7 protein-coding genes are annotated in these 14,231 nt (G+C 40.7%); all 7 read right to left on the bottom strand.

Features of this window, described 5'->3' with window-relative positions:
* Positions 1-13 precede the first annotated feature (13 nt).
* Positions 14-2,944 carry a glycoside hydrolase family 2 protein gene (locus DW173_RS14860; protein ID WP_120144659.1) on the bottom strand — a complete coding sequence of 977 codons (2,931 nt, stop codon included), beginning with the start codon at positions 2,942-2,944 and terminating at the stop codon, positions 14-16.
* Positions 2,945-2,958: 14 nt separating this feature from the next.
* The gene (locus DW173_RS14855) at positions 2,959-4,104 is read right to left on the bottom strand and encodes a glycoside hydrolase family 130 protein (protein WP_120144658.1); all 1,146 of its coding nucleotides are present in this window, start codon (positions 4,102-4,104) and stop codon (positions 2,959-2,961) included.
* Positions 4,105-4,207: 103 nt separating this feature from the next.
* Positions 4,208-6,919 carry a glycoside hydrolase family 2 protein gene (locus DW173_RS14850; RefSeq protein WP_120144657.1) on the bottom strand — a complete coding sequence of 904 codons (2,712 nt, stop codon included), beginning with the start codon at positions 6,917-6,919 and terminating at the stop codon, positions 4,208-4,210.
* A gap of 332 nt (positions 6,920-7,251) precedes the next feature.
* Complete coding sequence (locus DW173_RS14845; RefSeq protein ID WP_004296567.1) at positions 7,252-8,979, bottom strand: endonuclease/exonuclease/phosphatase family protein; 1,728 nt, start codon at positions 8,977-8,979, stop codon at positions 7,252-7,254.
* A gap of 51 nt (positions 8,980-9,030) precedes the next feature.
* Positions 9,031-10,905 carry a hypothetical protein gene (locus DW173_RS14840; protein ID WP_120144656.1) on the bottom strand — a complete coding sequence of 625 codons (1,875 nt, stop codon included), beginning with the start codon at positions 10,903-10,905 and terminating at the stop codon, positions 9,031-9,033.
* 148 nt (positions 10,906-11,053) lie between these two features.
* A complete protein-coding gene (locus DW173_RS14835) occupies positions 11,054-12,121 on the bottom strand; it encodes a DUF4973 domain-containing protein (protein ID WP_032811923.1) in 1,068 nt (355 codons plus the stop codon).
* Between the two features lie 24 nt (positions 12,122-12,145).
* Positions 12,146-14,224 carry a RagB/SusD family nutrient uptake outer membrane protein gene (locus DW173_RS14830; protein WP_120144655.1) on the bottom strand — a complete coding sequence of 693 codons (2,079 nt, stop codon included), beginning with the start codon at positions 14,222-14,224 and terminating at the stop codon, positions 12,146-12,148.
* Positions 14,225-14,231: the final 7 nt, after the last annotated feature.

The raw sequence follows: 14,231 nt of genomic DNA, 5'->3' as shown, positions 1-14,231 counted from the left end.
AAATACCTAATCTTTATTTATTCAACAATATATCTTTCGATTCAACATTATATCCATCTACCCGCAAAAGCATCTTATCCACCCCTTCTTTACAATCCACCTGAAAACGGATTTCTTTAAATTCGCCGGGCATCAAATAAAAATATCCGTCATCAAAATAAGCAGGACGAATGGGCGCATCTGTTTTTGCATTCCTCAAAGTCAATGCTATTGCGGCTGCCAGATATTGTCCTGGATTTTTCACAATAAGTTTACCCTCATAATGATTTGCTTTTTTCGCAAAATTCTTCACAGATACATTCACCGAAGCAACCGGTAAATCAGTCAGAACCTTTCCATCCCATTCCTTTTGATTGAGCCAATAGACATTATCATCCAACAACTTTCCATCATTTGTTGTCAATACCAGCTTTACCCAACTGAAATCAGGAAGACCTTTTATATCCTCTAATTGTGCTACAGGAGTCAGTGCATTAGCTGTCACATGACTTACCTTCTGTTGTGAGGAACGTATCTTTTTTCCTACTTTATCGTAAACCACGACTTCCACTTTCAAATTCCGATATTCTTTCAGCGTAGTATTAATAATATCAACTTTATGTTGACTATTAAGACTCATCTGAATATGAAGAGGACGGCACGCCTTTTGAGTGCCATAATAGGCACCGGCAGTTTCGCCATTTGAACTGTAATTCTGCCAAACCATACTGGGCCATGCAGGATGGCTCATCCACAATAGCACCCCGGAAGCATCATTCCACATCTTACTATTCCATGCTTCAAAAATAGCCCGATGGCTTTCGTAATTAATCAATTGTGCTTTCTTGCAGAAATCATCCAAGTTATCAGAAGGTCCCAATTTACGATCCATCCCTTCCTTATAAAGCTCACTAAAAGTCTTACTACCATATCTATGATTATGCCAGTCATGATAATACCAAACATCACTAATGGGCCATGTATCCTCTTCCGCCATAAACTCACGAACTGTTTCAGCCGTAGGTAGCGAAGGAGTACCCACTTCGGATCGGAATCCTCCTGCTAAAGAACGGTAGTACCAGCCTGCATCAAACTGATAACGCCAAGGCCCGCTTCCTGAACTATTCAATGAACGGGAATTTCCTGTATAATGCCTGCTGCCATCCTCTTTAGCTAAAGTGGCGGCCAACATGTACTCAAGTTCATTAGTCGCAAATCCTTCATTACGTGCACACCATAAAGCAATAGAGGGATGATTGCGGAAACGACGTACTGTTTCGGTCACATTTCTAACGAACAGGCAGTTATCCAGCGGATTGAGGTTAAACCCATCTGTCGAAAGCCAAAAATCATTCATAACCAACATTCCGTACTCATCACAAAGCTCATAAAATACTTCTTCCGTACTCTCACCTGTCCAGTTACGAATCATGTTATAATTCATATTCTTATGCAACTTCAAGGCAGGTTCCAGTCGCTCCCGGGAAACTCGCTTCATACCATCATCCATTCCCCAGTTACCTCCTTTACAAAAAATCCGTTGTCCGTTCACCTTTATAACCATATATTCTTTCATCAGTGAATCTTTTATCAACTCTATTCCTTGTGAAGATATTGGTTTTAATAAATAAGGGACAAACTCTCCATCGTAATTCGTATAGCGAACTTTATTATCTGTTTTCTTACGTTTCACAGTATCAAAAGCGGGTTTTCCATCTTGCAAAGCAGCAGTCGGATTATAGTTCAAACGCACTATAGGAGAGTTATCCTCGTACGCAGACAATTCATACTCCAACTCACGGATACCGATACGCATCTTCTTTACGTCAAGCGTGTCCTTACCTGATGAAATCAGACTTAAAGATGCATCATATAAATACTGTTCTCCATACCCATTCGGCCACCAGAGACGTGGATTCTTCATTTGCAGTTCTTTACACTCATTAGAAGTCAGCTTAATCATCCTCTTTTCATTTGCATTCAAAGAGACCGGATAAACAGCTGACAATCCGCCAATATTAAAATGCAAATTAGCAGTACGAGTCGTTTTAGAAGAATTATAAATCTCCGCCTGAACGATAAAATTGACAGAAGTAGTGTCAGGCAAAGGCAAATCCGTAATCACATGTGTATCAACAATTTCCAATTCATTTCCAAATTTGACTCTGACATCCTGCCAAATACCCATGTTTCGGTCGCGTATGCCGGGAATCCAATCCCAGCCTTCTGAAGAGATAAAAGTAGGACCATCCAGGCACAATGCTCCACCATTGGGACCAATTCCTTCTTTCCTATTTGCCTCGTGAGGAATACCGGGATTGTTAGGCGGAAGAATACGAATGGCCAACAGATTCTTTTTATCATAATCCACCCAAGGAGTTATATCAAAAATACCTCTCTCAAAAGCACCGGTCATCGTTCCTAATAATTGCCTATTGAACCAGATCTCCGCTTTATAATTGATTCCATTCAGAATCAACTTCACTTTCTCTCCCTTTTTATTACGAGGAATATTAAAAGAATTGCGATACCACCAGTCCATCCGGCAAAGCGTATCGGGAATCAATAAATTATTAAGTCCCCAGTAAGGATCAGGGTACACACCCTGGTCCACCAATGTAGTTAATACTGTACCTGGAACTGTTGCCGAATACCATTCGCTTGTATCTAAATCTTGCGCAACTACTGATTTTTCGGCGGCTCTAACTTTATACCCTTCTATCATTTCCCATCCTTTGGATAGTTGATACTCCCAATCGGAAAGCGGACTCAATTCTCCGGGTTCTATCACCTTCTTTTTAAGTTTAGCTGTCTGAAACGAATATTTTGAATGAGGTATCACTTCGGAACTTTGCCTACGTGATAAACCAAAATTCCATTTCAATTTTTGCGAATAGATGCATTCTATAGAAGAACACAGAAAAATAGCAATACAAGCAATATATGTATTCAGCCTTATTCTCATTGTTTTATAATCTACTATTTTATCTTCAGCTTCTTTACATCATCACATACGGCGACTGCTACCCGAGAATCCGCACAACCGTAATAGAGGTATAATTTCCTTTTGTGATATACAAGTCCCTCAATAAATACTGTTCCATCTTTGTACTGTCCGCTCTTCTCAAAAGAAGCCTCGGGAGCAAAGAAAGGCTTATCCAAACGATCCAATACTTTATAAGGATCGTCACCATCCAATAACAGCTGTCCGGCACAATAAGCATTGGCTGGATAGTCAGCATCTCCAGTTTTACCACTATTCTTACCATTATACATAAGAACAATACCATGTTTGGTACGAACAGCCGGAGGACCACATTCTGTCAGCAAACTATCAAAATGCCCTTTACGAGGTTGTATAATTTTCATTAGTTCATTCTTCTCATCCAACACCGGATACCAGTCAATCAAGTTATCAGAAGTAGCAGCATATACCGCATACTCTCCCCAATACATCAAATACTTACCGTCAACTTTATCAATGACCAATTGATTTCCTTTCAATTTTGTTAGAATAGAACCTGACTTGCAGAAAAGATTATTAAATCGACCGTTATATGCCTTATCAAAGGCAAGTCCATGTTTTGTCCAATTCTTCAGATCTCGGGAAGTAGCTACAGCAAGACGCGCTTTTTTTCGATTCCATGCCGTATAAAGCATCACATACAATCCGTCTTCGGTCATAGCCACACGGGGATCTTCGCAGCCCCCCGGCCAATCTTGATCTTTAAAATTATCTTCGGCAGGAAAAAGAACAGGGCTAGCCATCCTCTTCATCTCAATCCCATCCTTACTTTCAGCATAACCAACACGTGAGGTTCTTTTACCTATGCCTTGAGCCGAATTATCTTCTGCGCGGTAAAGTACAACAATTTTTCCGTCTTTTGTAGTAGCAGCCGGATTAAAAGTATCACTTTCTTCCCACTTCACTTGCTGTTTCCGCATCGGACAATAAAATTCTGTCGGCTGCGGTGATATGACAGGATTAACTCCTTCCGGACGATGGAACGGACCAATCACCCAATTATTATCCTGTTCTTCCTGAGTAGTATCTAAAGAAGGTGCATTAGTAAATCCACATGCTGATAATATACCGACTACACCTATGATAAACTTAAGTTTCATCTCACTTCTTTTTTATGATTAAATGATTTCTCTATAATATCAATGATTGATTCTACAATCTACCGAAACAAAGAAAGCAGAATCAATTCATATTCTTACTTTTCTACTTCAATTTATATTCCTGCTTATTTATATTCCAGCCTTTCAGTGCCAACACAGCTCCATCTTTCAACTTTCCTTTTGCGGTTTCAATGGTTACCGTTTTCTTTTCACCCGGCATCAAGGAGAAGAAATTGTCTGTATAGAATGAAGGACGTATCGGACTCATCTTTGAATTCAGGAATTGCAACTGATTAAAGAAAGCAATCTGCCCGGAGGTATTTCTCAAAGTAATATCTACAAAGTAATTGTTATCATCTTCTCTTACTTTATAGGTAAGTTTCACTTTTGCCTGCTTCAGTTTACTCAAATCTTCAAAACCTGAAGCAGCCGGACCGGTCAAAGTCTTGCTTCCTTCATATTTGTCATTGGAGCGCCAATAGAAATTGGAAGAAACATCTTTTCCATTTTCATCTTTCAGAATCAGTTTAATAAAGTGAACTTGAGATATGTTTTCCGGGAAACGAATAGTCAACGCATCATTCACCACTCCATCCGAAGGCAGATTAACCACTGCTGATTCTTCAAATACTTTCTTGCTGTTAATATCGTAAACCTGTGCTATCACTTTATAATTCTTAAATTCACGATAATAATCATTCACTACAGACACTGTATTCTTAAGATAGTCAAACTGTGCATGTAATGGTTCTAAAGAGTTGGCAGTATGATAAAGGGATGCTGTCGGTTCCAGAGACCAGTCCCACATACGGGAAGCCACTTGAGGCATAGAGCAGTTATGATACCAGAACAAAAGTCCCGAACAGAAACGATCACCATAATCCAGCTTATTGTAGTTCCATACTTCCCAGATACTCTTCGAATTAATAGCTCCCAACAATTGTCCTTTCTGTGCAAACTCATCAATCGATGATGATTTTCCGTAGTTATTCACCAAGTCTGTATACATAGTACTCATCAGATGGAAACCATTTCCATCCAGATAATCCCATACTTCCTTATTAATAGGCCAAAGGTCTTTTTCATCCATCATTTCCCGGAGGATTTCCACAGTCGGAAGAGTAGGTGCACCGTATTCCGGATTAAATCCGTCTACACGGCTTCCTCTGGGAGAGGCCGTATTTTCATAATGCTGCATCGGATTTACCTGTTTGTAAGGACTGCCATCATGCACTCCTTCACATTCGGACTGCATCTGGAAGCCACGTGTACCATCCAGTTTATTCAGTAATTCAGGAGTACCGGTAACTTCTGTACTCTCATTAGAAGCAACATAATAAGCCAAAGATGGATGATTACGAATACGTTTTACGGTAGATTCCACGTTACTCATATAGAGAGCCTTATCATGCGGATGACGAGTATCACCGGTCATCCAGAACTCTTGCCATACCAACAGTCCCAATTCATCACACAATTGGAAGAAATAATCAGACTCTGCAATTCCGCCTCCCCACATTCTTAAAAGGTTGACACCGGACTGACGGGAGTAGCGCAATTCAGCATAAGTACGTTCATCTGAAGTTCTCAACATGGCTTCCGGTATCCAGTTGGTACCACGAATAAACAATCGTTTACCGTTCACATAAAAGACACGTGATTTATCCGGAGTTTTTCTATCCGAGACAATTTCACGAATACCGAATCTTGTCTTTACAGAATCACAATCTTTACCGTCAACTGATACTGTCAGTTTCAGATCATATAAGTTTTGTGGTCCTTTATTGACAGGCCACCACAATTTTGGAGAGTTAATAATCAGTTGCGGGAATTCTTCGGGGGAGAAGGTTGCTGTTTTTTCTTCTCCACGCATCAGTCGGAAGGTCTTTTCGAAAGTGATATTTTCACCTACAATTTCACCCTTTACCTTGCAACTGATTACCCGGTTACTGGTCGATGGATTGATAATTTCAACCGATACAGTCTCACGAGCCTGGTCATAATCAGGTTTTCGCAATTCAGATTTAACGAAAGGATGGCGTAATGCTACTCTGCCTGTAGCATAGAGGGAAATATTTTTCCATATACCTGTGTTACGGTCACGGATACCATCCATAAAGGTAAAGTCCCACCCTACCGTCATCAACATGGTAGTATTCAAACCAATGTTACCGTTTCCACCGTTATGGAATTCGCCGGCTGCTCCCCAGGATTTCGGCTTCGCACTTCCGGGAACATCTACCGGATAGACCTTTATAGCCAGTCCGTTTTTTCCTCCGATTTTCACAAAATCCGTAACATCAATATAGTCCTGAATAAACATACCGTTCATTGTGCTCAATAAGTTACCATTCACCCATACTTCTGCCCGGTAGTTGATACCATCCAACTGTAACCAGACAGTCTTTCCCTTGAATGACTGCGGTACTGTAAAATCTGTCCGAAACCAATAGGTGTAAAAGTCACGTCCGGTTTCAGAAATATCCGGTATCAATTTAGATTCAATCTTATTATTGATTCCATAATAAGGCTCCGGGTATTTTTGGTTATACACCAAAGAATTCAAAACTGTTCCGGGAACGATGGCCGGCATCCAATTTGTAGTTGCATAATTGGATAACGAAATCTTTTCTCCGGGATCTGTTGCATCTCCAGCTTTTATCATTTTCCACTGGTAGTCGCCCTGATGACCAATTTCAGAATCAAGCCAGATGCGTTGCGCATTTCCGACATTGTTCTTCCCATTCTGTGCTGTCACTACTGCAGCAAAAAGTAATAATAAAATCGGGAAAAAGGTTTTAGCAATGTTGTGCATATTCGTACGTTACAATTTATTGGTTTATATAATCTTAAAAGTCTAAAAACGGATGAGGACAAAAATAGTGTTTTCTACCTGTCCGGCATGCTAAAAACAAGTCAATAAATGAAATTTGAGTCCCAAACTGCCATATATTGCCTATTTGAAGGTTATCTAGCAACAGACAAAAAGACATTAGTTAATCATTGGTTTATCCATTACAAATAGTTGGCATGTTAGCTATTAATAGCTGAATTCTCGGATATTAATACCTTACACGACAGGTATTAATACCCGAGACCTCAATAATTAACAGTCTGGAGACTCACTAATTCCGGTGCACCGTTCCGTCATTTCGTAAAGACAAATTCTGTCCGTAATCCCCGGTGATCGAATACATTTTCAAACGGCCCCCAATTAGGAAGAACGATATCCGACGTTTCTGTCTTCTCTCCTATCACCTGACAACTTTTCACTTCCGTGTTGGGAGACAAGGTATAAAGAGTCAAATCTAATCGGTCTCTGGTGTCCTTCTCGCTCGGGCGCGGCGTCCATGTGAATCCCGGATGCGTCACAGGATCCGGATGTATCGTTCGGTAAGCATCACCTTTTATGCCGCCTTCCCACAAAGAACGGGTGGTAGGCCACTGAACAACGTAAGGAGCAAGTTCTGCTTTCAAGGCACCTTCCGTCCAGTCAAGCCATGACGGTTCATTGAAGTCACCCGAGAGACAAACAAAAGGAGTGGTAGACGAATTAAAATCCTCCAGCAGTTTGTCCACCATGCCTTGACGGGCTTCTTTATTGACTTTTACTACATAGTCAACATCGTCCGTACCTTCATATCCTTCATATGCGATACCATTCAACTGATAAGGACCGTAAGGATAGAAAGCACCGTGACAGTTCATCACCAGCACAACAATGCCATCACCCAAGTCGATATAAACACCATACTTGTTTGGTGTAATCCCCGAGAAAGGATAACGTGATATAATGCTGCATTTTCCCTGCCTATTGTTGGAGTGAGTATGAACGTAAAGCCCCTGTGCTTGTATATCAGATTCGGAGAGATTACTGCATTCCTGCGCACAAAGCACGTCCACATCAATTCTATTGAAGTAATCCAACACAACGGAAGTCGATTTACCCCATAAGTTTTGTGTAGCAAGTTTCAACGTTTTGGGTGCTACACGTGTTGCCCAAGTAGCAGCAACTTTTCCATTTGCATCAGCAGACATTTCAATATAGTAAGTCTTTCCACTGCCTACATTCAACGCAAGCCCCACTGGTACCGTTACCCGTACGTCCTGTTCTCCAGAAATCGGATGAGTGATATGCAGCGTAGCATTCACTCCAAAGGTTTCGGCGCACATATCCGGAAGCATATAACATACATCCTCTTGGGGTACACACTGATAGGTCTTTCGGGTTGCTACCGGAAGATTCTCATATTCACTGTAATGTTGAGGTTCGATATGAACATAAGGAACAGAAGAAGCGGCATCCGCAAAAGTCACGGAATTCACTGTAATATCCGAAGCTGTATCCGGATCCTTTTGCAAAACGATCTTAGATGCACGCGGAGCAAGAGTAACCTGCACCGATGCAGACGCAGCAGCTACACGAAGTGTACCATCTTTTTCATTGCCTCTACTGACAAGCATCGCCATCGGATCAGCTAACGGCAATTGAGGAGCATACGCTTCTAAATCCCAATAAGTCTTACCGGAAGCCAACTCTGGGAATTTATCAGCTGTGGTACACAAAAACAGGAATCGATAAACGACGCCTTTAATTACAGAAACCTTTATTTCATTTGCTGCATCCCCTATACTTCCTGTTTTGTCAAACAGATAATTATATTGATCGTCAAAACAGAATATTTTCCATTTCATTCCGTCCAAAGACACAGAAGCCCTGGTGGAGGACATCGTTAGCCCTCCCTCCATATTCAGACTGAAACGTATTTCTTTTGTGTCATCCTCCTTCTGCACATCACTTACATATCCTTCAGCACAAGCCGTGAATAAGCTGGAAATCATTAGAAGAATCACAAATAAAGTATTCTTTAGCATTGTCTTACAAATTTAATCATTGAATATATATCCTTTCGAGAATCCGTTCAGTTATTCCCAACCTGCTTTATCACGGATACATCTGTAGGGGATTCCGTAATCCTTCTTCACATCCCAATTATGATAATCGTAGAATGTCTTGTCATCTATAGAGAGAGTTTCCCCTTTATTGATATTCACCCAAGCCACACTTGGCCACGTACCATAACAAGCCAAGTCTTTCACATTGGGAGCAGTTTTATTGGAGTATCCCCCCAATATGCGCAGATTAGTTGCCTCGCCGTCTTTATCAAACCAACAGTAAGTATATACAGCCTCCATTACCCGTGACTTGAGATGCTCTCCTACCCACAAAATATAATCTTTTGCCTCTGCACTGTTCAGTGCCGTCCAGCCCTCGGGACAAAGATTCTTCGCCCCCTCATTACCCGACTTACCTTGCATAGGAGTATTAAACGTGTAGCCTTCAGTTCCACAAAAATAAGCCTTATCCACAGTGTTATGCACAAGATAGGTGGACTGACGACAGTGCACCGGCGAATAGAGCTTCTCTCCCCACGATAGACAGGGAAGCGGAGTGCCCGGATACGGATCGGCAAACCCGATTACCAACAAGTTCTCATCTGAAACGGCTCCGTTAAGATGTGTGATAGCAAACTGACTTGTTTTCGCCGGATGTGCAGTCACCGTGTAAACAATCTCATGACGATAAAGGCCACTACCTGCATCCTTAGTAGATGAAGAAATAGTAAGCCATGCAGGCAAACTTCCGTCATACGCAGCATCCAAGGCTGCTGAGCTATAATCTGTAACAACACGTTTTATAGTATATGGCATTGCAGCATCAGCTGCAATTTTTACATAAGTCCCTTTTATATCTGTACCAGCAATGATAGTAGCTTTGTTATCCATTACAGAGATTCCGTCTTCAATCGTTACCCAATCAATTGAAGTTCCGTCTTTCCATTCTTCTACTGAGATGTCGAAGCCTGTAGAACCGGCTATCTTTTTCGTATTAAGCTGATAGAGATAGTTGGCCTCCACATTGATATCAGCAGTAAGATTCAGATAAAGAGTCGGTCCTTCTGTATTGGTATTAGCAAGTTTAGTGGTAGCCCATACTACTGTTTTTTCATTCTGCTCAAGAGTTGAAGTCAACTGAGTCGGATAAAGATAGAAACTCTTTCCGTCATTAGCTAAATCAGCTGCCGGTATTTCCAGAACATCAGCAGATATATTGCCTGCATTACCACTTACGTCACCTATGAATCCTTGAGTATATCTATTCTTGATATATACCTTATCGATCACTAATCCCGATTCTGTTGGATCATTCAGCAAATCAAATCTGGCTACACGTCTTTTAAGTTTTACATCAACCTGATTGTTGGAAGATTCTACATCGGCAACTGTTACATACTCCTTACCATCTGTTTTAACATTAGACATAACAAATGGAGGATTCAACTTACCACTTTCGGCAACAGTTTTGCTATTTAGTAGTTCATCGATTGTATTTGTTGTACTCATATTAGGGAAGTTGTTCTCATCCTCACTCTCCACAATAATAAACCTCTTTTCTCCTCCAATCGAAGAAGTTAATTCTACGGTATATAACCTTGTATCACCATTTGCACCTACAGAAGCATCCGCATAATTTAAGACATACCTTTGTTCATACTTACCTTCTTTGCTAAATTGATAAAAGGCTATTTTGTCATTAGTGCCACCATTTTCGTTACCAACACCTACTGCCTTGGTAAGGAATGCACCCGGAGTATGCAAGTTAAATGTTATTTTACCTTTGCCAGAAGGCTGGGAATCATCAGGAATCGGGGTTTCATCACTTTTTGAACAACCGACTAAAACCGTTGAGAATAAAACCAAACAGATATAAATATTCTTTAGAATTTTGTAGTTTTTCATATGTAAACAAATTAATTACGCTCCTTATCCCAAAAGAGCTGACTAAACCATTAATAAATTGTTTTATAGTTCTAAAAAACGAGAGGCTGTACCCAATTCCAGATTTGAACACTGCCTCTCATTATTATATTCATCAATCAACAACCCATCAATTCCATTCGATTTGTTGGTCTTCGTCCGGAATCAACGTATTCAAGTCACGTTGCATACTTAATGTACCTTCTACTCTATACTTCATACGGTTACCCGGGCTAAGCGTATAGTCCTCAAATGAGTATCCCATAGACAAAGTGATATAAATATGCTTCAAGTAAGGCTTCACAGGATCGTTCTCTTCGACAATTGTATAATAAGGAGCTTCCTTAAATCTATCATCATCTCCTTCACCCAGCAACACAACTTTAAAGTTATTGCCATCCTCACCCCCGTTATCTGTCCATAATCTCAGTTTCTTCTTCATCTCACTTCCTTCATTCAACGGTTCATCCGTAAACTCCACATACAACTTATACTTTTTACGATCTAAGTAATTCACATCACGAACCCCCATGTAAAGCATAATAGTCTTTTCGTCATACACATAAGCTTTATGAGTAGCTAACATGAAGTTATCCTTCTGATTCTCTAAGAATATCTTCAACAAGCTGCCATCATACGAACCTGAATAATCATTGAACGGAATAATATTCAACAATGCTTTCCGATAGTGCAGACGATTGTTCACCTGATAGTTATAAGACGGATCGTCCTGAATAGTCAATGGTAGAATATATTTATCCGACATATCCAACGGTTTAGCATTGTTCTGCCCTCCCAGAGTGAAATCAATAGGTAACAGCGCTTCAGATTCACCTGCAGGCATTTCTACTGTTTCCGGTATGGAATAGTACTGTTTTCCCAACTCTAGGTAAAAAAGTTCCTTACGACGTTCACCAAAACGTTCATGATTCAACGCCTTCAACGTATCTGTGTCAAGTGCCACATGGATAGTTCTTGCCTGTGTATTCATAGTAGAGCCACTCAACAAAATCGGAAGCTGATAAGTCACCACTCCTCCTGGTTTATAGCGTACATAAGTAGAAGTTACCCCTTCGTTATTAATCTCCGCCTTGAAAGATGCCAACTGCTTAAATTGTTCATCTTCCCACTCATTGTTACATGAAGCGCAACATACCGCTGCCATCATGCCAATCAATAATTTACATATATTATTCATCTTTTCTATCCAAATTTAGTAGGTTTATTCCGGATCTTTCCAGCCCGGATTCTGAATCATCCACATATTCCGTTTCATTATATTGTGATGGATCGGCCAAAACCACATCTTCGTAGTAAACATGGTAGGCAAGGAAGTGACCTCTATCGGTGTATGAAAACCATCCGGATTTTCCGAAGTCAAATAGATATTACAACCATAAATAGGAAGAGCCTCTTCAATTGGAGCATCACACCAACGACGAATATCAAAGAAACGATGACCTTCCGCAAACAGTTCAATCTGACGTTCACGTTTTACTTTAATACGGAACTTCTTTACATCATCATACACCTCATAGTCTGGCAAGCCGGCACGAATGCGAATAGGCTGAATACCCTCCTTCAAAGCTGTTGCCGAACGTGTGATAGTATACATAGTCTCACCATTCCAAGACGGAATTTCATAAGAGCCTTCAACTTCGTTCAATGCTTCCGCATAATTCAACAGAATTTCCGCATATCGAATGTCCGGAGCATACTTTTGCACTACACGACTCACGTCATACGATTTTTCAGAATCAGCTAAATCTTTTGGGTGTACAAACTTCTTAACACCGATACCTGTACTCAAATAGTTAGTACCTGCTTTGTAACCATCTTGGGCATCTCTATAGTAGAAAATAGGAACATTCGTTTCTTCTTTCTCCTCCGCACTTGCATTCAACATATGCCATACACTACCATTGTAGGCTACTGATGCATAGAAACGGGGTTCACGGTTCACATACTGCTTGGAAATACCTTTTCCCAATGGACCTAATTCAGGATAATTAGACAGTTCGGACGTTTCAACCACACCTGCAACACGCGGTTGTTCATTATAACGACTTGGATCGGTATATCCATCCATACCTTTATACATAGAATTCATACCCGGACAATCGCTACCATCTTTCATGTAATAAGCATCACATTGCTTCTGCGTCATGCCATGACAGTTATATCCGCCGCCCTGTGAACGAGGTAACTGATGGATAACCATTACCCTGATATTCTCAGCCCCCTGATTGACACCTCTAGTAAATATAATTTCGTCATTATTGTACGCACCCACTTCTCCATCAAACAAAGAACGGTATGATTCAAACGGATCAATATTTTTCCAGCCATTAGGCCAATCTTCCGTATGGAAAGTTCCGTTATCGTCTGGCGGAGTAATAGTTGTCGGGTAGGCCATATCATTACTTTCTCGTTTATAAGCCACATACAATTTATACCGTTTCAAGTTCATTACATCCTTAGCGGCGGCTGCAGCTCTTGCCCACTTCCGGTTGTCGTATGTATCGGACAGCAACTTACGCCCGCTTTTATCAACCAATGCATCAATCACCTCCGACGGTGCTTGTCCGTTATACAAAGGGCTTGCTGCATACAAAAGCACACGCGAACGAAGTGCCAATGCCGCACCACGTGTAGGACGAACAATATTCTGTACGTCGCGTGTGTCGTCCAACATCGTAGCCGCCTTCACCAATTCCTCAGCAATGTAATCTACACATTCATCATACGTATTTCGAGGATAAGCGATATCATCATACTCTTTCGTATAATCCACTCCTTCATCCGGAACAATGGGCACTGGACCAAACGAACGAATCAACATCCAATAGAAATATGCACGCAGGAAATGAGCCTGTCCTTTCATGTCAGTAATCTCAGCTTCAGTAAGCTCTTTATTTCCATCCACATTATGAATGAAAATGGAAACGTGACGAATCGCTTGATAGGCGGCCTGCCATATATACAAACTATTTCCACTACCTAATCCTTTTTCCGTATAATTTCCACCCTTCCAATCTACATAATTCAAATCTATGTAGTACATATCATCTGCAAAATTGAAACTAGTGTTCTTTTTACTGTTCACTTGTTGCAGATAATCGTGATTCATATAAGCGTATCCCTTTGCCAACCATTCATTGGTATAGTCCTTACTCTGAAACACATTCTCAATGTTAACACGTTCCTCGAAAAGGTAGTCTGAGTCCAAATAATCGGTACATCCGACAACCATGGTACTCACTCCTAATATAAAACCTAAATTTATTATAAGTTTCTTCATATTCTGT

Source organism: Bacteroides sp. AM16-13 (genome assembly GCF_003602705.1).
In the GTDB taxonomy this organism is placed as follows: Bacteria; Bacteroidota; Bacteroidia; order Bacteroidales; family Bacteroidaceae; genus Bacteroides; species Bacteroides xylanisolvens.
Note: the sequence above shows the minus strand (reverse complement) of the source record. Positions and strands in the feature narration are given on the sequence as shown.

Bases quoted from the DNA above. Each gene is read 5' to 3' on its own strand.
- DW173_RS14860 (WP_120144659.1), bottom strand. From the start codon at position 2,944: ATGAGAATAAGGCTGAATACATATATTGCTTGTATTGCTATTTTTCTG.
- DW173_RS14855 (WP_120144658.1), bottom strand. From the start codon at position 4,104: ATGAAACTTAAGTTTATCATAGGTGTAGTCGGTATATTATCAGCATGT.
- DW173_RS14850 (WP_120144657.1), bottom strand. From the start codon at position 6,919: ATGCACAACATTGCTAAAACCTTTTTCCCGATTTTATTATTACTTTTT.
- DW173_RS14845 (WP_004296567.1), bottom strand. From the start codon at position 8,979: ATGCTAAAGAATACTTTATTTGTGATTCTTCTAATGATTTCCAGCTTA.
- DW173_RS14840 (WP_120144656.1), bottom strand. From the start codon at position 10,905: ATGAAAAACTACAAAATTCTAAAGAATATTTATATCTGTTTGGTTTTA.
- DW173_RS14835 (WP_032811923.1), bottom strand. From the start codon at position 12,121: ATGAATAATATATGTAAATTATTGATTGGCATGATGGCAGCGGTATGT.
- DW173_RS14830 (WP_120144655.1), bottom strand. From the start codon at position 14,224: ATGAAGAAACTTATAATAAATTTAGGTTTTATATTAGGAGTGAGTACC.